This is a genomic window from Pseudarthrobacter sp. L19 (assembly GCF_050859435.1).
GTDB lineage: Bacteria > Actinomycetota > Actinomycetes > Actinomycetales > Micrococcaceae > Arthrobacter.
On the sequence record NZ_CP193935.1, the window covers coordinates 1,269,248 to 1,288,808 of the forward strand.

The following is a 19,561-nucleotide window of genomic DNA, read 5'->3' on the forward strand; positions in this document are numbered from 1 at the left end:
CCCGCTAAATCACGGGCAAAACGGGTATTTCTAGTCGTCCGTGAGGGTCACACCGATGCCGCCCACCAGGGTGGCAGCGATGTTGTACAGCACCGCGGAGAGCATCGACAGGGCGGTCAGCAGGACCACGTTGATCACGGCGATGATGACCGCGAAGGAGGCCACCTGGCCCAGCGAGGCCACCTTCTTCAGTTCGAAGCCGCCGCTCTCGGACCCTGCGAGGGTGCCGAGGAGGCCGTCGACCTGGTCGAAGATGCCGGTGAGGTCCAGGACGGTCCACAGCACGATCGCGGCGACCACCGTAACGATGCCGAGGGCCACCGAGAGCAGGAAGGACATCTTCAGCACGGACCACGGGTCAACCTTGCTCACCAGCAGGCGGGCGCGGCGCACCTTGGCCTTGGGGGCCGGCTTGACCAGTCCGGGCTGTCCGGGACGCGCACCGGCCGATTCCGGGCGGCTGGCCTGGCCGGCCGGACGCTGGCCGGGTACCGAGGGGCGCTGCCCCGGGACGGAAGGCCGCTGGCCGGGGGCCGCGGGACGCTGGCCGGAGCCCGCGACGCCGGGGCGCTGCTGCGGACGCGACGGCGCGTTCACCCGGGGAGCCGCCGACGGCTGCCGTGCGTTGCCGGGGCCACTGCTCGACTTGGGATAGGAGTCGGAATTGCTCACGGAGTTACCTCCGGGGTTGTCTTCGTCCAGCTCGGCATCCCCTGATGACTCATCTGACTCCGGGGCCGGTGCTGATGTTGTATCTCCGGACCCCTCGCGGACTCCGTTTTCTCCAGCCAACGTTACGTCATCCGGCAGCGTAGCCTCATCTCCGGCGTCGCCATCGGCTGCTGTTTCCTCGGAGTCGAGGCCGCGTTCGCTGTTGCGGGCAACGGCGATGATGCGGTCGTTCTTGTCCGGCTTGGCGAAGATGACGCCCATGGTGTCGCGGCCCTTGGCAGGCACGCCGGCCACGGACGAGCGGACCACCTTGCCGCCTTCCATCACCACCAGGACCTCATCCTCTTCCTGGACGATCAGGGCGCCGACCAGGTGTCCGCGCTCCTCCTGGTACTTGCCCACCTTGATGCCGAGGCCGCCGCGGCCCTGGAGGCGGTATTCCTCCACAGCCGTGCGCTTGGCGAAGCCGCCCTCGGTGACGATGAAGACGAAGGAGCCGTCCTGGACGACGTCGGCCGCGAGCAGCTCATCGTCCTCCCGGAACTTCATGCCCGTCACGCCGGAGGTTGCCCGGCCCATCGGGCGCAGCGCCTCGTCGGTGGCGGTGAACCGGATGGACTGGCCCTTGCGGGAAACCAGCATCAGGTCATCGGTTTCGGAGACCAGCTGGGCCGAGACGAGCTCGTCGCCGTCCCGCAGGTTGATGGCGATGACGCCGGCGGACCGGTTCGTGTCGTAGTCCTCGAGCCGGGTCTTCTTCACCAGGCCGCGCTTGGTGGCGAGCACCAGGTACGGGGCGTGCTGGTAGTCGCGCAGGTCCAGGACCTGGGCGATGTGCTCGTCCGGCTGGAACGCCAGCAGGTTGGCCACGTGCTGGCCCTTGGCGTCGCGGGCGGCCTCCACCAGTTCGTACGCCTTGGCCCGGTACACGCGGCCCAGGTTGGTGAAGAACAGCAGCCAGTGGTGGGTGGTGGTGACGAAGAAGTGCTCGACGACGTCGTCGCCGCGCAGCTGGGCGCCCTTGATGCCCTTGCCGCCGCGCTGCTGGGAGCGGTAGTTGTCGCTGCGGGTGCGCTTGACGTAGCCGCCGCGGGTGATGGTGACGACCATTTCCTCTTCGGGAATGAGGTCCTCGATCGACATGTCGCCGTCGAAGCCCATCAGGACCTTGGTCTTGCGGTCGTCGCCGTGCTTGGCCACGATTTCGGCCAGTTCGGTGCTGATGATTTCGCGCTGGCGGGCCTCTGAGGCAAGGATCTTGTTGTATTCGGAGATCAGGGCCTCGAGTTCGGCGTGCCGGTCCTGGATCTTCTGGCGTTCCAGGGCTGCGAGCCGGCGCAGCTGCATGTCCAGGATGGCCCGGGCCTGCAGTTCATCGATCTCCAGCAATTCCATCAGGCCGTCGCGTGCGGCCTCGGTGGTGGTGGAGGCGCGGATCAGGGCGATGACCTCGTCCAGGGCATCCAGGGCCTTGAGCAGGGCGCGCAGGATGTGCGCTTCCTCCTCCGCCTTGCGCAGGCGGTACCGGGTGCGCCGGGCGATGACGTCCATCTGGTGCGTGACCCAGTGGCGGATGAAGGCGTCGAGGCTGAGCGTGCGGGGCACGCCGTCGACGATTGCCAGCATGTTCGCCGCGAAGTTGTCCTGCAGCTGGGTGTGCTTGTAGAGGTTGTTCAGCACCACCTTGGCGACGGCGTCGCGCTTGAGAACGATCACGAGGCGCTGTCCGGTGCGGCCCGAGGTCTCGTCGCGGAGGTCGGCGATGCCGGAGATCTTGCCGTCCTTGACCAGCTCGGCGATCTTGATCGCCAGGTTGTCCGGGTTGGCCTGGTACGGCAGCTCGGTGACCACCAGGCAGGTGCGGCCCTGCAGTTCCTCGACGTTGACGACGGCGCGCATGGTGATGGAGCCGCGGCCGGTCCGGTAGGCGTCCTCTATGCCCTTGTGGCCCAGGATGGTGGCGCCGGTCGGGAAGTCCGGGCCCTTGATCCGCTGGATCAGTTCCTCGAGCAGCTCCTCGCGGCTGGCGGTCGGGTTAGCCAGGTACCACTGCACGCCGTCGGCGACCTCGCGGAGGTTGTGCGGTGGGATGTTGGTGGCCATGCCGACGGCGATGCCCGAGGACCCGTTGACCAGAAGGTTCGGGAAGCGGGCCGGCAGGATGGTGGGTTCCTGGTTCTTGCCGTCGTAGTTGTCCTGGAAGTCGACGGTTTCCTCGTCAATGTCCCGGACCATTTCCATGGCGAGCGGGGCCATCTTGGTTTCGGTGTACCGCGGGGCGGCGGCGCCGTCGTTGCCGGGAGAGCCGAAGTTGCCCTGTCCCAGCGCCAGCGGGTAGCGCATGGTCCAGTCCTGGATCAGGCGGACCAGGGCGTCATAGATCGCGGTGTCACCGTGCGGGTGGTACTGGCCCATGACCTCGCCGACCACGCGGGCGCATTTGTTGAAGGAGCGGTCCGGGCGGTAGCCGCCGTCGAACATCGCGTAGAGCACGCGCCGGTGGACCGGCTTCAGGCCGTCGCGGACATCCGGCAGCGCGCGGCCGACGATGACGGCCATGGCGTAGTCGAGGTAGGAGCGCTGCATTTCGGTCTGCAGGTCCACCTGCTCCACGCGATCGGTGAGCACATCGGTATCAAGGACGTTGCCTTCGAGCACGGGCTCCGCGCCGGATTCGGCGGGGACTTCCGGTGTTTCGTCACTCATAGTCTATATTTTCCGTTTCAGGTATATATCGGTTCCGGGATATGAAGTGGCGATGCCGTTAGATATCGAGGAACCGAACGTCCTTGGCGTTCTGCTGGATGAAGTTTCGGCGGGATTCCACGTCCTCGCCCATGAGCACCGAGAAGATCTGGTCGGCCGCGAGGGCATCGTCCATGGTGACCTGCAGCAGTGTCCGGTGCTCGGGGTCCATGGTGGTGTCCCAGAGTTCGGTGTAGTCCATCTCGCCGAGGCCCTTGTAGCGCTGGATGCCGTTGTCCTTGGGGATGCGGCGGCCGGCGGCCTGGCCGGACACCAGCTTGGCGTCGCGTTCCCGGTCGCTGTAGACGTAGTCGTGCGGGGCGTTGGACCACTTGATCCGGTACAGCGGCGGCTGGGCGAGGTAGACGTAGCCGTTTTCGATCAGCGGGCGCATGTAGCGGAAGAGCAGGGTCATCAGCAGCGTGGTGATGTGTTGGCCGTCGACGTCGGCATCGGCCATCAGCACGATCTTGTGGTACCGCAGCTTGGCCAGGTCGAAGTCCTCGCCGATGCCGGTGCCGAAGGCGGTGATCATGGACTGGACTTCGGCGTTGCCGAGGGCCTTGTCCAGGCGGGCCCGCTCCACGTTCAGGATCTTGCCGCGCAGCGGCAGGATGGCCTGCGTCTCGGGGTTGCGGCCGCGCTTGGCGGAGCCGCCTGCCGAGTCACCCTCCACGATGTAGACCTCGCACTTCTGCGGATCCTTGGAGGAGCAGTCGGAGAGCTTGCCGGGCATGCCGAAGGATTCCAGCGGGCTCTTGCGGCGGGCGTTGTCGCGGGCCTTGCGGGCGGCCATGCGGGCCTGGGCCGCGGAGATGGCCTTGCGGATGACGTCGCGGGCCGGCCCGGGGTTGCGCTCCAGCCAGTCGCCCAGTCCGTCGGTGACGACTCGCTGGACGAAGCCCTTGACCTCGGAGTTGCCCAGTTTGGTCTTGGTCTGGCCTTCGAACTGCGGCTCGGACAGCTTGACCGAGATGACGGCGGTCAGGCCCTCCCGGATGTCGTCGCCGGTGAGGTTGTCGTCCTTTTCCTTGATGATGCCCTTTTCGCGCGCGTAGCGGTTGATCAGGGAGGTCATCGCGGCGCGGAAACCCTCTTCGTGGGTGCCGCCCTCGTGGGTGTTGATGGTGTTGGCGTAGGTGTGGACGCTTTCGGAGTAGGCGTTGGTCCACTGCATTGCCATTTCCAGGGCGATGTGCCGCTCGGTGTCCTCGGTTTCGAAGGCGATGACGTCCTCGTGGACGACGTCGACCTTCTTGCCGGAGTTGAGGTGCTTGACGTAGTCCAGCAGGCCGTCGTCGTACTGGTAGACCACGGTGTGGAATTCTGCCGGAACCTCGCCCTCGGTCTCGACGGCGTCGAGGTTCAGGTCCTCATCGCCGGAGGTCTCCGATGCGGTGCGGCGCTCGTCGGTCAGCGTGATGCGCAGGCCCTTGTTCAGGAACGCCATCTGCTGGAACCGGGCCCGGAGGGTTTCGAAGTCGAATTCCGTGGTCTCGAAGATGCTGCCGTCCGGGTAGAACGTCTGCGTGGTGCCGGTCTCGGAGGTCTCTTCGCCCTTGATCAGCTCGCCCTGGGGCTTGCCGCCGTCGGCGAAGGACATCCGCCAGACGTGGCCCTGCCGGCGGACCTCGGTGTCGACGCGGCGGGAGAGCGCGTTGACCACGGAGATGCCGACGCCGTGCAGGCCACCCGAGACCGCGTACCCGCCGCCGCCGAACTTGCCGCCGGCGTGCAGGATGGTCATGACGACCTCCACCGTGGGCTTGTGTTCGGTGGGGTGCATGTCCACGGGGATGCCGCGGCCGTTGTCGACCACCTTGACACCGCCGTCGGCCTGAAGCCCGATCTCGATGTGGGTGCAGTACCCGGCCAGCGCCTCATCGACCGAGTTGTCCACCACTTCGTACACCAGGTGGTGCAGGCCACGGGGTCCGGTGGAGCCGATGTACATGCCCGGACGTTTCCGGACTGCCTCCAGGCCCTCAAGAACGGTGATGTCGCTGGCCCCGTATTCGCGGGGAGTGACCGTTTCGGCGGCCGCGGCCGCCTGGCCGGTTCCGTCCGCGGTGTCCGCTGCCGGGATTTCTGCATTGTCGTTAGCCACAGGCGCTTTCGACTCCTCTATGTTCGTTGAAGGCCGGCCGCGGCCGTCTCCAAGGAAACAGCCACTGCCAACGGGCACGTCACTGACGGCGCCGGCGGCATGGCTGGCCGGGACCGGTTCCACGCAGAAGACACCGCGTCGGAAACGGACTCAGTCGACGTTGCATCGGCGCCCAGTTATCTTCCTTGATTCTACCGTGTTATAGGGCCGAACCCCGCATTCTGGCGGGGTAAACGCGGGTGTAATTGCCGTTGAGAGGCCACTGGCCCCGCCTGGAATGCTCCCGGGGTGTTCCGGATGGGTTCCTATACCGAACCGGGGCGTCTGAGCGCCCTACACGCCGTTTGTGGATTTTTCAATGGTTTTGGAACAACTGCTTCATACCCTCGGGCGGCGGTGCCGGGGAAACGCGTAGGGATATCGCGCGGCGGGCGGCCTAGCCGTAGGTGTCGCGGGGGCCGCGGCCGTTGACGGTGCGGGCACCCTTCCGCCAGCTGGGTGCGGCCGGGCCCAGGACCTGGATGCTGGTGACGACGCCGTCGCCGAGTTCCACACGGAATTTCTCCAGCAGGCTCAGGCTGAGCAGGCGGAGCTGGGTGGCCCAGGCGGTGGAGTCGCAGCGGACGTGAAGGGTGGTGTCGGTGAAGCTTTCGGGGGTGCAGTGCGCCGAGATTTCCGGTCCGACCAGCGCCGGCCACTGTGCCATCACCGAGCCCACGGCCACCGGGGAGGTCCAGCCGCGTTCGGCGACCAGCCGGCCCACCACCTTGCCCAGGCCCAGGGGGTCCCGGCCGTTGCCATGGAACTGGCTGAAGCCCCGGGTCCCGGCGCCGCGGGCGGGTTTCTGGGTGCTTCCGGGTTTCGGCGGCGCCTTGCGCCGGATCTCGCCCCGCGCGGCCGCGGCGTCACGCATGCGATTGAGGGCCGCCTGGGCGGCGTCAATGTCGTCGGGGTCGCGGCCGGGCTGCAGCCCGCCGTCGGTGTCCTTATTCATCGCCTGTCACTTGTGGCTTGTCCGGCTCATCGATGCCTCCCGGAATGACCTTCACCCGCCGGCCGGCCAGTTCCGCCGGGATATCGCCCTCGACGGCGGCGGTCACCAGGACCTGCTCCGCGCCGGAGACTATAGCGGCCAGTTTACGCCGGCGCTGCACGTCGAGTTCGGCAAACACGTCGTCGAGGATCAGGATCGGGGCCGATCCGCCGGTGCGGGCGTCGTCGAGCATGACGTAGTAGGAGGCCAGCCTCAGCGAAAGGCACATGGACCAGGTTTCGCCGTGGGAGGCGTAGCCCTTGGCGGGGGCCCGGCCCAGGGTCAGGTCCAGGTCGTCGCGGTGCGGGCCCACCAGGGAGATGCCCCGTTCGAGCTCACGACGGCGGGACGCCGCGAAGGCACGAATGTACCGTTCGGTGAGCTCCTCCACGCTCAACCGGCGCAGGTCCTCGACCTGTTCCGCCGGGGCGGCGGCCGCGGCACCGTAGCCGTCGCCGTCGTCGTCGACGATTCCGTCCAGCGTGGAGCGGTACACCGCACCGGCTTCCTTGGACCCGTCCGTGAGCTGGGCGTAGGCACTTTTCAGGTGCGGCAGCAGCAGTTCCACGAGTTCCAGGCGCGCATGCAGCAGCTCGGCGCCGGCCCGGGCCATGTGCTGGTCCCAGACATCCAGGGTCGCCTCGTGCCCGGCGGTGAACTTGCCCGCCCGGCCGGACTTGAGCAGCGCGTTGCGCTGTTTCAGGACCCGGTCGTAGTCGCTGCGGGTGGCGGCATGCCGCGGCATGAGGCTGACCAGCAGTTCGTCGAGGAAGCGGCGCCGGTTGGACGGGTCGCCCTTCACCAGGGCCAGGTCCTCGGGCGCGAACAGCACCGTCTGGCAGATCCCCAGGATGTCACGGGCCCGGACCGGGTTGCTGCGATTGATCCGGGCGCGGTTGGCCCGCCCGGCGTTGAGCTCCAGCTCCAGCACCGTGGACTGTTCGCCGCGGACCAGGCGGGCCCGGATCATGGCCCGTTCCGCGCCGAAGCGCAGCAACGGACCGTCCGAACTGACCCGGTGCGAGCTCAACGTGGCGAGGTACCCGATGGCTTCCATCAGGTTGGTCTTGCCGATGCCGTTGGACCCAACAAGGACCGTGACCCCGGGCTCGAGGCTCAGGTCAACCTGGGCGTAGCTGCGGAAATCCGTCAGCGAAAGCTTCTCTAGGTACACGCCGGGGTCAGGGTCCTGAAATTACTTGGCGGGCCGGGTGGCGTGTCCGCCGAACTGGTGCCGCAGCGCGGAGACCATCTTCATTGCCGGCGAGCTGTCCTCGCGGGAGGAGAACCGGGCGAACAGCGCGGCCGTGATGGCGGGGGCGGGAACGGCGTTGGCGATGGCCTCTTCGACGGTCCACCGGCCCTCACCGGAATCCTCGACGTAATCGGAAATCGACTCCAGTCCCGGGTCCTCATCGAGGGCCTTGACCATGAGGTCAAGCAGCCAGGAGCGCACCACGGTGCCCTTCTGCCAGGCGCGGAAAGTGCCGGGGAGATCGGTGACGATGTCCTTGGCGGCCAGGAGTTCGTAGCCCTCGGCGTAGGCCTGCATCAGGCCGTACTCGATGCCGTTGTGGACCATCTTTGCGTAGTGGCCGGCGCCGACGCCGCCGACGTGGACGAAGCTGTCCGCCCGGTCACCTTCCGGACGGAGCGCATCGAAGACCGGCAGGGCGCGCTCGATGTCGGCGGCGTCGCCGCCGGCCATCAGGCCGTAGCCGTTCTGCAGGCCCCAGACACCGCCGGAGACGCCGCAGTCGGCGAAGTGGACACCCTTGGCGGCCAGCGCGGCGGCGTGCTTCTGGTCTTCGGTAAAGCGGGAGTTGCCACCGTCGATGACCAGGTCACCGGCCTCGAGCTTGTCGCCGAGTTCGGTGATGACGGCGTCGGTGATGTCTCCGGCGGGGACCATGACCCAGATCAGCCGGGGAGCCGGAAGCGCGGCGATCAGTTCGTCGATGGTGGCTGCGTCGGTGACCTCGGGGTTGCGGTCGAAACCGGTGACTTCAACGCCGCCCTTCCGAAGCCTTTCGCGCATGTTGAAGCCCATTTTTCCAAGGCCGATCAATCCAATGTGCACGGGGAACTCTTTTCTGCGCGGTGGTACGGGTAAAGCGGTGGGGCCTAGTTCGGCAGGCGGACGGGCATGACCAGGTAGCGGTAGTCGTCCTGGTCCTCGCCGTCGGCGTTTTTCTGGGCCGTGATCATCGCCGGCTTCGGTGCCGTGGTGAAGGAGAAACGCACGAATTTCGTCTCGATGACGCTGAGGCCTTCGATCAGGTAGTGCGGGTTGAAGGCCACGGTGATGTCCTCACCGGTGAGCTGGGACTCGAGCTCCTCGGAAGCCTGGGCGTCCTCGCCGGTACCGGCATCGAGGTGCAGCTGGCCCTGGGTGAACGCGAGGCGGACCGGGGTGTTGCGTTCGGCCACGAGGGACACACGCCGCACGGCTTCGACCAGTTCCTGCGTCTGGACGGTGGCGTGGATGGGGGTGGAGTCCGGGAACAGCGAACGGATCTTCGGGTAGTCGCCGTCCACCAGCAGCGAGGTGGTGGTGCGGCCGCCGCTTTCGAAGCCAATCAGCCGGCTGTCGTCGTCGGCCAGGGCCAGGTGGATGTCGCCGCTGCCACCGAGGGTCTTGGCCACCTCGTTAAGGGTCTTGGCCTTGACGAGCGCGCTGGTGGAGATGCCCGGGGTGGCGGGCTTCCACGGAACCTCGCGCATGGCGAGGCGGTAACGGTCAGTGGCCAGGAGGGTGATCAGGTCATCCTCGATCTCCATCCGGACACCGGTCAGGATCGGCAGGGTGTCGTCCTTGCTGGCCGCGATGATGACCTGCGACACGGCCTGGGCGAACGCGTCGCCGGGGACGGTGCCGCTGATCGGCGGCAGTGCCGGCAGTGGCGGGTATTCGGTTTCCGGCATGGTGGCCAGGTGGAAGCTGCTTCGGCGGCAGGAGAGGGTCACCTTGTTGCCATCGGTTTCGATGTCAACCGGTGCGGACGGCAGGCTGCGGCAGATGTCTGCGAGCAGGCGGCCGGAAACCAGGATGGTGCCCTCGGTGCTGATGTCGGCGGGGATTTCCAGCCGGGCGGAGGTTTCGTAATCGAAGCTCGAGAGACTCACGGTACCCGCCTCGGCCTTGAGCAGCAGGCCGGACAGTACCGGAACAGGCGGCCGCGGAGACAAGGACCGGGCGGTCCAGGTCACTGCCTCGGCCAGGACATCCCGCTCGACTCTGAACTTCACGGAAGGGTGCCGCCTTTCATTGCTGCTGACATCGCTGGAACGGACCGGCCGGCGGGTGCCGAAGGCGCCGCCGTGGCTGGTCTGTGGTGGTCATGCGGTTCCCCGGACGACGTGTCCGGGATGCGCCGGCACGGCGCGGGGACACGGTGGGACCGGGGACGGACGCACAGCAGACAGCTTAGCCCCAAGATCCGGGTTCTCCCATCCCCGGCTTACATCGCTGTGGTTTTGGCCGGGCTCTCAGTTCGGCCTGGGCCGGACCGCGGTGGGGTGGAGGGAGATTGTTGTTTGAGGGAATTTCATTTTCTTGGGATTAGTAGTGTTAATAACTGCTGTGGAAACTGTGGATAACCCGGTCCCGGCCCGCCGATCCGCGGTTAAGCCCTGTTCATGAGCTGTGGGTCCGGCCGGTTTTAAACAGGGTGTGGATGGGGACAAGATTTTCGGCCGTTTCGTCGATCCACAGGCGGCTTAAGGGTTTTAAGCCCATTAACCGCCGTTGTCCCCTTAACTATCCACAGGCTTGTCCACAGCCCCTTGTTAATAAGGTATGAGTGCGCGGATGCGGAGCTAGGAATTTCGCTGCTGCTGCTTGATCCGGTTGGTCAGTTCGGTGACCTGGTTGTAGATCACACGGCGTTCGGCCATCAGTTCCCGGATCTTGCGGTCGGCGTGGATCACCGTTGTGTGGTCCCGGCCGCCGAGTTCCTGGCCGATCTTGGGCAGCGACATGTCGGTCAGCTCCCGGCAGAGGTACATGGCGATCTGGCGCGCGGTGACCAGGGTCCGGGTCCGGGACTTGCTGCAGAGCTCCTCCATGGTGAGCTTGAAGTAGTCCGCGGTCTGGGTCAGGATCTGCGCCGAGGTGATCTCCTGGGCGCCGTCGTCGGTGATCAGGTCCTTGAGCACCATCTCCGCGAGGGCCACGTCCACCGGCTGGCGGTTCAGGCTGGCGAAGGCGGTCACCCGGATCAGGGCGCCTTCGAGTTCGCGGATGTTGCTGGAGATCTTGGAGGCGATGTACTCGAGGGCATCGTCCGGCGCGGAGAGGCCTTCGCTGAGCGCCTTCTTGCGGAGGATCGCGATGCGGGTTTCCAGTTCGGGCGGCTGGATGTCGGTCAGCAGGCCCCACTCGAAGCGGGACTTCATCCGGTCTTCGAAGCCGGCCAGCAGTTTCGGCGGCTGGTCCGAGGTGATGACCACCTGCTTGTTGTTGTTGTGCAGGGCGTTGAAGGTGTGGAAGAACTCTTCGAGCGTGCGGTCCTTGCCGGCCAGGAATTGGATGTCGTCGATCAGCAGGACGTCGACGTTCCGGTAGGTGGTCTTGAAGCTGGTGCCCTCGTCGTCGCGGATCGAGTTGATGAAGTCGTTGGTGAACTCTTCGGAGTTGACGTAGCGGACGCGGATCCCGCTGTAGAGGCGGCGGGCGTAGTGGCCGATCGCGTGCAGCAGGTGGGTCTTGCCCAGGCCCGAGTCACCGTAGATGAACAGCGGGTTGTAGGCCTTGGCCGGGGCTTCGGCGACGGCGACGGCGGCCGCGTGCGCGAAGCGGTTGGAGGAACCGATCACGAAGGTGTCGAAGACGTACTTCGGGTTCAGCCGGCCGAATTCGTGCGAGGTGCTCGGCAGCATGGGCTGCGGCTTGAGTTCGACGGCGGGATCGGCCGTGCGGGTCAGCTCCGGTGCCGCCTCGGGTTCGACGTGGAGGGGCACCAGTTCGGTGTCGACGTCGATCGCGCAGCGGATCTCGTCGGAGAAGACATCCCGGAGGGCGTCGTCGAGGGCTTCCTTGACCTGGGTCTGGAGGACCTCGCGGGTGAGTTCATTGGGAACGGCCACCAGCAGGGTGGACCCGATGAGGCCCTGCGCCTGGGCGAGGATGACAAAACCGCGCTGCCTGGGAGTAACCCGGTGGTCGTTTTCCAGGAGGCTGACCACCCGGCGCCAGGAGCTCCCGACGGTGTTGGCGTGGTCGGCTTCGTCTACCGTCATCAATGAATTCCTCAAACCTTGCTTGCTGGCGTTACCGCAGCCGCACCGCCCGGGACTCGATGTGTGGTCCCGGCGTAATCCACAGGGTTGTACACAGACAGTGGATAATGGGCTACTGGGACACTCTAGGGGATGAAAAGCCTAGAAGATAGCTGGGAACTGACCTGTGGATAATTACACCGTTGTGGTTCTCTCCGGGGGCTTGTGATGTGCTTCATCCACAGGCCCGGGGGCAGGTTAGCCACAGCTGGGGATGATCGCCGGCGACCGCTCCGGTTTGACTCTGCAGCCGTTTTTCCCCTAACGTTGTGAAGTCCTTTGTGTCCGCTTTTCGCTTCATTGAAGCTCTCCCAGACGCCTGCGTCACGGGAGCGGGGTAGCGGCACATACAAAACTTAGCGTCGGCCAGTTCTTCCCCTTTTTTGATCGGGTGGGCGCACCTTTGATCCACTGGAGTAACTAACGTGAGCAAGCGGACTTTTCAGCCGAATAACCGCCGTCGAGCCAAGAAGCACGGCTTCCGCCTTCGTATGCGTACCCGTGCCGGCCGCGCCATCCTGGCAGCCCGTCGTGGCAAGGGCCGCACCGAACTGTCGGCGTAAATACTGACTTATCGGTCATCACCCTTTTGCGAGTTGAGCGGTGCTAGCCACCCGGAACCGTCTGAGGACCTCTACCGATTTTTCAACAACTGTACGTTCCGGCGTCCGCAATGGACGCCGGAACTTAGTGTTATATACGGCAGCTTTACCTGCCGGCGAGCCTAGCCGCATCGGCTTCATCGTTTCCAAGAGTGTCGGGAACGCTGTTGTCAGGAACCTCGTTAAGAGGAGACTGAGAGAAGCCGGTGCGTTGTCGCTGCGCACTTATCCCGTCGGATTTGCGGTCGTCGTCCGGGCCCTGCCCGCGTCGGCGTCCGCCGGCTGGGAGACCCTGCGCAATGACTACGACGCCGCCTTGGAAGCAACCCTTAAGCGGCTGGCTGGCCGTGCGCAGCAGGCCGTTGCCAAGGTTTCGAGTGAGACACCACAGGAAGGGACACCGCGTGCGTAACCGAGATGCCGCCGTCGTCCCCGGTCCTGTACCGCGTGTGTCCGCGGCGGCCGCCTGGTTGGGCCGCGCGCTGTGGAACCTGCCCCGCAACCTGATCATTTTGCTGTTGATGGCCTACCGCAAGGTTGTGTCTCCGCTCTACGGCCAGGTCTGCCGATTCTTCCCGAGCTGCTCCGCCTATGCGCTGGAAGCGGTGACGGTGCATGGGGCGGTCAAGGGCACCTGGCTGGCGGTCCGCCGGCTGCTGCGTTGCCACCCATGGAATTCCGGCGGTGTGGACCATGTCCCCGCCGGTCACAGGGAGTGGCCCGCCGGTCACACCCCCGAATTGTCGTGCTGAACAACCCGGACAAGTACCTGGCGGCACAGTCTGATGGAGAAGGCCGCCCTGCGGCCTGACGAAGAGGAATAACCTATGGACATCTTTGGAGCAATTCTGGCCCCGTTCAAGTGGCTGGTGTCGGCCATCATGATCGGCTTCCACGACGGACTGAGCTTCATTGGCCTGCCTGCAGCCAACGGCTGGACCTGGACCTTGTCCATCATCGGCCTGGTGCTGGTCATTCGCGCCGCGCTGATCCCCGTCTTCGTCAAGCAGATCAAGGCCCAGCGCGGCATGCAGCTGCTGCAGCCGGACCTGAAGAAGCTCCAGGAAAAGTACAAGGGCAAGACCGACCAGCTTTCCCGCCAGGCCATGGCGCAGGAACAGATGGCGATGTACAAGAAGCACGGGACCAATCCGTTCTCCGCCTGCCTCCCCATGCTGATCCAGATGCCGTTCTTCTTCGCCCTCTTCCAGGTGCTCTCCGGCATTAGCTCCGCCAAGGCCGGCGGCACCGGTATCGGTGCGATGAACATCGATCAGGTCCGGCAGTTCGATGAATCCAGCATCTTCGGCGCTCCGCTGTCTGCCTCCCTGCTGCACGGCGGCGGCGGAGACCAGACCGCGGTGTGGATCCTCTCGATTGTCATGATCCTGGCGATGACCGCCTCGCAGTTCATCACGCAGAAGCAGATCATGGCCAAGAACATGTCGGAAGACGCCATGGCCAGCCCCTTCATGCGCCAGCAGAAGATGATGCTCTACATCCTGCCGCTGGTCTTCGGTGTCGGTGGCATCAACTTCCCCATCGGTGTCCTCATCTACTGGACCACCACCAACCTGTGGACCATGGGCCAGCAGTTCTTCGTGATCCGCCGCATGCCCACCCCCGGTTCCCCCGCCGCCAAGGCCCTGGCCGAGCGTCGTGCCGCCAAGGGCCTGCCGAACCTGCCCCTGATGGGTGCCAAGAAGGCCGACGCCGAGGCAGAGGCGGAAGCCGCTGCCAGCGCCGCCGTTGCCAAGAGCCAGCGCGTCCAGCCCCAGCGCAAGAACAGGAAGAGGAAGTAATGCCTGCCGAGAGCACCGACCACGCTATTACCGCCGAGCCGCTGTCCCAGGAAGACGTCCGCGACGAGGCCGAGACCAGCAACGACGCTGAAACCCCGGCCGCCACGGATACCGACGCAGGCCAGTCCGCGGGCAAGAGCAACACCGCCAGCCGCCTGGAGGAGGAGGGCGACGTCGCCGCCGACTACCTCGAGGAACTCCTGGACATCGCGGACATCGACGGTGACATCGACATCGAGGTGCGCAACGGCCGTACCTACATCTCGATCGTGGCCGAAGAGGACAACTCCGGCCTGGAGAACCTCGTGGGCCGCGACGGTGAGGTCCTGGAAGCCCTGCAGGAATTGACCCGCTTGGCCGTCCTCGCCGCCACGGAGAACCGCTCCCGGCTGGTCCTGGACATCAACGGGTACCGCACGGACCGTGCCGGCGACCTGCAGCAGATTGCCGAGGACGCCATCGCCTCCGTCAAGGAGAGCGGCGGCCCGGTGGCGCTGAAGCCGATGAGCGCCTACGAGCGCAAGATCGTGCATGACGCCGTCGCGGACCTGGGATTCGTCAGCGAGTCCGAGGGCGAGGGTGCCCAGCGGCACATCGTTGTCTCCGCAGAGTGACTCCCCAGAGCAGCATGATGGTGGAGATTACCGCGGCCGAGCTCAAGGCCGCCGAAGCGATTTTTGGTGACCGGCTGGACCTGGCCCGTCGCTATGTGGAGCACCTCGCCACTTCCGGTACCGAACGCGGCCTGATCGGCCCGCGCGAGGTGCCGCGCCTGTGGAGCCGGCACGTGCTGAACTGCGCCGTGATCGAACGTGAGATTGCGCTCGGCAAGCACGTGGCCGACGTCGGAAGCGGCGCCGGTCTCCCGGGGCTGTGCCTGGCCATCGCCCGTCCGGACCTCGAACTGACCCTCATCGAGCCGCTGGAGCGGCGCGTGATCTGGTTGCAGGAAGTGGTCGATGACCTCGGTCTGGACAACGTCACGGTGATGCGTACCCGCGCCGAACTGGCCGTGGGACAGGTCGACGCCGACGTGGTTACCGCGCGCGCGGTATCCGCCCTGACCAACCTTGCGGGGCTTACTATCCCGCTGCTCCAGGGCAAGGGTGAAGTCGTGGCCATCAAGGGCCGCAGCGCCGGTGAAGAGATCGAAAAGGCCGCCAAGACCATCCGCAAACTGGGCGGCGTGGACACGTCCGTCGTGGTTGTCGGGGAGGATCTCCTCGAGGAGCCCACCACCGTGGTCCGCATCGTAGTGAATAAGCCCCTAAAGAAGGCGTAGCGCCCGCCCGGCGCCCGCGGTGTTCAGGGGTAAGAGGTTAGGCTAGTTACCGGCAGTCAACGCCGAGCGAGAGTGAGAGTGTCAAGTGAGCAGTAGCGAAGCCTCCGCACAACGGATTCCACCGTTCGTGTCCCTGGGGTCTGCACGGTCATTCATGGCGCCGACTGCCTCTCATTCTTCTGCCGTTAGCAAACCTTCTTTGGTTTCAAGCAGCTCATCGGCTTCGTCTGTTTCACGTGAAACGTCGACGACGTCTACCGGGAATGTACTGGATTCGATTGATGACTCCAGCCCGATTGCCCGGGAGCTCGCCCACGAAAACAAGCGCCGGGAGCGCCTCCTGGGCCGGCAACTGCCCAAGCCGGAGAAGACCCGCATCTTCACCGTGTCCAACCAGAAGGGCGGCGTCGGGAAGACCACCACGACGGTGAACATCGCCGCCGCACTGGCTGCTGCAGGACTCAACGTGCTGGTCATCGACATCGACCCGCAGGGCAACGCCTCCACCGCCTTGGGCATCGAACACCATGCCGACGTGGACAGCATCTACGATGTGCTTATCAACGATGTTCCGTTGCAGGATGTCGTAGCGCCGTGCCCGGACATCGCCAAGCTCATCTGTGCACCGGCCACCATCCACCTGGCCGGAGCCGAAATCGAGCTCGTCAGCCTCGTGGCGCGCGAGCAGCGGCTCCGCCGGGCGATTGACGTCTATGCCAAGGAACGCGCCAAGAACGGCGAGGAGCGGCTGGACTACATCTTCATTGACTGCCCGCCGAGCCTTGGTCTCCTGACGGTCAATGCTTTCTGCGCTGCCAGTGAGGTCCTCATTCCCATCCAGTGCGAGTACTACGCACTGGAAGGGCTGAGCCAGCTGCTGAAGAACATCGAGATGATCCAGAAGCACCTCAATGCTGACCTGGTGGTCTCGACCATTCTGCTGACCATGTACGACGGCCGTACCAACCTCGCCGCCCAAGTGGCCGCAGAGGTTCGCGAGCACTTCCCCGAGCAGGTCCTGAGCGCCGTGGTTCCCCGCTCCGTGCGCATTTCCGAGGCACCCAGTTACCAGCAGACGGTCATGACCTATGACCCGTCGTCCAGCGGCGCGCTGTCCTACTTGGAAGCCGCCGCTGAAATCGCCGAACGTTAGAATCTTCTCAACAATTGCACTAGCCAGAGCCGGAGCATGCCGCGCTCTTCCAATGGAGGGATTTATCCATGAGCGATAAGCGACGCGGCCTGGGCCGTGGACTTGGCGCATTGATTCCAAGTTCCGCCTCGGCTAACGCCTCCGGAAACGGTGCTGCCCCGTCCCGGCCCGTGGATCTGTTCTTCCCGCCGGCCAGCAAGCGCGCCGGCGATGCACCGGCTGTCGAAGAAACCCCGGTAGAGGCAGCCCCCGACGCTGCTGTCCCCGAGTCTGCTGTCCCCGAGTCTGCTGCGCCCACATCTGCTGCGCCGGAGGACACGACGACATCCCGCCCGGCTGTGTCTGACACAACCACGAAGGCGCCCGCCCGGAAGTCCGCTGCCGCGGCTAAGGGTAAGTCTGCCGCCCAGGCTGGTCCGGACACATCCGAACGGAATCGTGCGGCGGCCTCGAAGGCGGCGGCTGAGGCTCCTGTCCTTGAAGAGGCTGAGCCCGAGACGCAGGCCGTCGACAACGGCGTGGACCTGGTCGCGGTCCCTGGCGTCCGCTTCGCCGAAATCCCGGTCGGCGACATCCACCCCAACCGCAAACAGCCCCGCTCGGTCTTCGATGAGGACGACATGGCGGAGCTCGTGCACTCCGTTCGCGAAATCGGAGTCCTCCAGCCAATTGTGGTCCGGACTTCAACCGAAGAAGGTGGAGAACCGTACGAGCTGGTCATGGGTGAACGCCGGTGGAGGGCAGTCCAGGCCGCCGGCCTCGAAACCATCCCCGCAATCGTCCGTGACACCACCGATGACGACCTCCTCCGGGATGCTCTGCTTGAAAACCTTCACCGCAGCCAACTCAACCCGCTGGAAGAGGCCGCGGCGTACCAGCAGCTGCTTGAAGACTTCGGTACCACTCACGAGCAGTTGGCGGACCGCATTGGCCGGTCCCGTCCGCAGGTGTCCAACACCCTGCGTCTGCTGAAGCTTCCGCCGTTGGTGCAGCGCCGCGTCGGAGCCGGTGTACTCTCGGCCGGACACGCCCGCGCCCTGTTGGCACTTCCGGACGCCGCGGCGATGGAGCGGCTGGCTCAGAAGATTGTTGCCGAGGGCATGTCCGTTCGGGCGACCGAAGAGGCTGTGACTCTCTACCAGAGCCCCGCTGCCCCGGCGAAGAACAATATCCCCCGCCCCGGGGCGCGGCATGAACGGCTGGACTACCTGGCCTCGTCGCTCTCGGATCGTCTGGACACCAACGTGAAGATCTCCCTCGGTGCGCGCAAGGGACGCGTCAGCATTGAGTTCGCCAGCGTGGAAGACCTGAACCGCATCATGGATGTGCTGACGCCGGGGAATCCGACCTAGAGTTTCATTCATCCAGAGAGGGTCCGTTTTATGTGAAACGGGCCCTCTTTTTGCGTTTCCACCGCCGGTTGGTTGGTCTGTCTTTTGATGGCCGTTGGGGGCATGACGTCCATGCTGGGTGCGAATTCTTCATTCTTACCCTCCTGTGTCTCCGACCGTGAAGGGTGTCAGCCGGGTGGCAGCAGCGGCATATCTGTTGCCACGGCGAGGGAATAGCGAGCTCGAATGGTTGAGCGTCCCCGCCGGCGCGCAAGCAGTAGGTTGAAGGACCCTGGTTTTGTTGCTGAATTGGTTGGATGAGACCGCCCAAACAGGGCCCCTTTGTGGGCCGTGGGCCGTGCTCCATGGGTTGCGACGCTTGGGTCGTGGGCTGGACCCGCGGAAAGTCTCGATATCAGGTTAGATATAGAGGCTGGCCGATGATCACGAGCGTAATCCGGGCTGCTTAGAACCCCCGATAGTCCGCCTACGCCTCTGCTTTCGAACCGGACGCGGATGGTGGGTCCGGCATCCTACAGGCTTTGAGGCGCTGTAGATGGTCTCAGGGGCCTTCTTGGGGTGCAATGATGGCTCGGGCCCACTGTGGTTCTCCGTGCGCATCCGAGGCGACTACAGTCGCTTTCGGCTCCTTGTGGCATCCCTTATGGACGGGTCGGTCAGCCTGATAGTCCGTCGGGAGGTCTGGGCAGTCGTCATCTCGTGCCGTGCGGGTTTGAATATGTTGAGAAGTGAGGGGTGCGTTTGAGTCGTTTGAGGCGCAGTTATTGGTGAACAGTCGCAATTCATGCTCGGTAGGCTTCGATGCGCTCATTGGGAAGCACTCTACTTTCCTGGTCCGCCCTTTGCCTCCTCAGCTCATTACGGATTGTCGGGGGCCGCCATGACTCCTCTCGGGTTGTGGACCATGGGTTGCTAAGCTGCGGCTCGGTACTTACCCCCGGTGGGGGCGCCATTCTGTTGGTCCATCTGGATGGCAGCACCGGGAGCAGGAGCGGCTGAGGCGACCGGTATGCCACTCCCCCAGCCAACTTGATGCGTGGCCTGTTTCCAATGCTGTTTCACGTGAAACCAATCCCCCGCACGCGAACCTCGGACGACGATCGATTTCTGAAGCCCCCGGGGCGTTGTATGACATCGGCGGCGGTATGGCGACGTAAGTTTTCCCTCCGCATACAGAAAGATCTGCCGGCGTCGCCGACTATTGCATCGTTGGGCAGATCGACCCACATGTCTGCGTTCCGCGGATATGGTCGGAGTACTGCTTTAGGCAACTGATCGGCGCCAGACGCAGACGCCTGACATGATGTGCCGGTCTTCGCGAAGGCCATGATCGAACTGGACATGTTTCACGTGAAACGGTGCAGACGCGCCGGCGTTGTCGTCCTCCTAGCTAAGTCCCTGGTCATGAGTCTGGACGAGGGCTTGTAAGCATAGGAGCAGCCCGGCGCGGAGTAGGAATCGTCCAGTGACGGCCTGCCAAGATATCCGCGGCCCTGCAGGTTGAACTGGCGCGACCAGCGTTCCGGCCGAGGT

General features: G+C 65.0%; 14 protein-coding genes and 2 pseudogenes. 8 read left to right on the forward strand and 8 right to left on the reverse strand.

Going from position 1 to position 19,561, the window contains the following annotated elements; all coding sequences use genetic code 11:
- Nucleotides 1-30 precede the first annotated feature (30 nt).
- From ACRQ5B_RS05985 to dnaA, 8 genes and pseudogenes are all read right to left on the reverse strand, one after another.
- A complete protein-coding gene (locus ACRQ5B_RS05985) occupies nucleotides 31-672 on the reverse strand; it encodes a DUF3566 domain-containing protein (protein WP_432398706.1) in 642 nt (213 codons plus the stop codon).
- A gap of 15 nt (nucleotides 673-687) precedes the next feature.
- A pseudogene (gene gyrA / locus ACRQ5B_RS05990) lies at nucleotides 688-3,378 on the reverse strand (DNA gyrase subunit A); the annotation flags it as partial.
- Nucleotides 3,379-3,436: 58 nt separating this feature from the next.
- A complete protein-coding gene (gene gyrB / locus ACRQ5B_RS05995) occupies nucleotides 3,437-5,524 on the reverse strand; it encodes a DNA topoisomerase (ATP-hydrolyzing) subunit B (protein ID WP_432397899.1) in 2,088 nt (695 codons plus the stop codon).
- A gap of 436 nt (nucleotides 5,525-5,960) precedes the next feature.
- Complete coding sequence (locus ACRQ5B_RS06000) at nucleotides 5,961-6,518, reverse strand: DUF721 domain-containing protein (protein WP_412884433.1); 558 nt, start codon at nucleotides 6,516-6,518, stop codon at nucleotides 5,961-5,963.
- Entirely contained in the window at nucleotides 6,511-7,731 is a 1,221-nt protein-coding gene (recF, locus tag ACRQ5B_RS06005) for a DNA replication/repair protein RecF (RefSeq protein WP_412884432.1), read from the reverse strand. Before recF ends, ACRQ5B_RS06000 begins: the two co-directional genes overlap by 8 nt.
- 21 nt (nucleotides 7,732-7,752) lie before the next feature.
- The gene (gnd, locus tag ACRQ5B_RS06010; protein WP_412884431.1) at nucleotides 7,753-8,637 is read right to left on the reverse strand and encodes a phosphogluconate dehydrogenase (NAD(+)-dependent, decarboxylating); all 885 of its coding nucleotides are present in this window, start codon (nucleotides 8,635-8,637) and stop codon (nucleotides 7,753-7,755) included.
- Nucleotides 8,638-8,681: 44 nt separating this feature from the next.
- Nucleotides 8,682-9,806 carry a DNA polymerase III subunit beta gene (dnaN, locus tag ACRQ5B_RS06015; protein ID WP_432397904.1) on the reverse strand — a complete coding sequence of 375 codons (1,125 nt, stop codon included), beginning with the start codon at nucleotides 9,804-9,806 and terminating at the stop codon, nucleotides 8,682-8,684.
- A 570-nt stretch (nucleotides 9,807-10,376) separates the two neighbouring features.
- Complete coding sequence (gene dnaA / locus ACRQ5B_RS06020; protein WP_290257109.1) at nucleotides 10,377-11,798, reverse strand: chromosomal replication initiator protein DnaA; 1,422 nt, start codon at nucleotides 11,796-11,798, stop codon at nucleotides 10,377-10,379.
- A 464-nt stretch (nucleotides 11,799-12,262) separates the two neighbouring features.
- On the opposite strand from dnaA, the gene rpmH reads away from it, so the two are divergent.
- From rpmH to ACRQ5B_RS06060, 8 genes and pseudogenes are all read left to right on the forward strand, one after another.
- Nucleotides 12,263-12,400 carry a 50S ribosomal protein L34 gene (gene rpmH / locus ACRQ5B_RS06025; protein ID WP_003800212.1) on the forward strand — a complete coding sequence of 46 codons (138 nt, stop codon included), beginning with the start codon at nucleotides 12,263-12,265 and terminating at the stop codon, nucleotides 12,398-12,400.
- Between the two features lie 40 nt (nucleotides 12,401-12,440).
- The gene (gene rnpA, locus ACRQ5B_RS06030; RefSeq protein WP_432397909.1) at nucleotides 12,441-12,851 is read left to right on the forward strand and encodes a ribonuclease P protein component; all 411 of its coding nucleotides are present in this window, start codon (nucleotides 12,441-12,443) and stop codon (nucleotides 12,849-12,851) included.
- 37 nt (nucleotides 12,852-12,888) lie between these two features.
- Nucleotides 12,889-13,250 (forward strand): annotated as a pseudogene (yidD, locus tag ACRQ5B_RS06035) (membrane protein insertion efficiency factor YidD).
- A gap of 16 nt (nucleotides 13,251-13,266) precedes the next feature.
- Entirely contained in the window at nucleotides 13,267-14,241 is a 975-nt protein-coding gene (gene yidC / locus ACRQ5B_RS06040) for a membrane protein insertase YidC (protein WP_412884428.1), read from the forward strand.
- Nucleotides 14,241-14,855, forward strand: coding sequence for a protein jag (locus tag ACRQ5B_RS06045; RefSeq protein WP_412884427.1), 615 nt, complete (start codon nucleotides 14,241-14,243; stop codon nucleotides 14,853-14,855). Before yidC ends, ACRQ5B_RS06045 begins: the two co-directional genes overlap by 1 nt.
- 17 nt (nucleotides 14,856-14,872) lie before the next feature.
- Nucleotides 14,873-15,523, forward strand: a complete 651-nt coding sequence (gene rsmG / locus ACRQ5B_RS06050; protein WP_432398707.1) for a 16S rRNA (guanine(527)-N(7))-methyltransferase RsmG — start codon at nucleotides 14,873-14,875, stop codon at nucleotides 15,521-15,523.
- Nucleotides 15,524-15,608: 85 nt separating this feature from the next.
- Entirely contained in the window at nucleotides 15,609-16,676 is a 1,068-nt protein-coding gene (locus ACRQ5B_RS06055) for a ParA family protein (RefSeq protein ID WP_412884426.1), read from the forward strand.
- 68 nt (nucleotides 16,677-16,744) lie between these two features.
- A complete protein-coding gene (locus ACRQ5B_RS06060; RefSeq protein ID WP_432397914.1) occupies nucleotides 16,745-18,028 on the forward strand; it encodes a ParB/RepB/Spo0J family partition protein in 1,284 nt (427 codons plus the stop codon).
- Nucleotides 18,029-19,561 lie beyond the last annotated feature (1,533 nt).

Excerpts from the sequence above, each read along its gene's own strand:
- ACRQ5B_RS06000 (WP_412884433.1), bottom strand. The coding sequence starts at position 6,518 with ATGAATAAGGACACCGACGGCGGGCTGCAGCCCGGCCGCGACCCCGAC.
- dnaA (WP_290257109.1), bottom strand. The coding sequence starts at position 11,798 with ATGACGGTAGACGAAGCCGACCACGCCAACACCGTCGGGAGCTCCTGG.
- yidC (WP_412884428.1), top strand. The coding sequence starts at position 13,267 with ATGGACATCTTTGGAGCAATTCTGGCCCCGTTCAAGTGGCTGGTGTCG.
- ACRQ5B_RS06045 (WP_412884427.1), top strand. The coding sequence starts at position 14,241 with ATGCCTGCCGAGAGCACCGACCACGCTATTACCGCCGAGCCGCTGTCC.
- rsmG (WP_432398707.1), top strand. The coding sequence starts at position 14,873 with ATGGTGGAGATTACCGCGGCCGAGCTCAAGGCCGCCGAAGCGATTTTT.
- ACRQ5B_RS06060 (WP_432397914.1), top strand. The coding sequence starts at position 16,745 with ATGAGCGATAAGCGACGCGGCCTGGGCCGTGGACTTGGCGCATTGATT.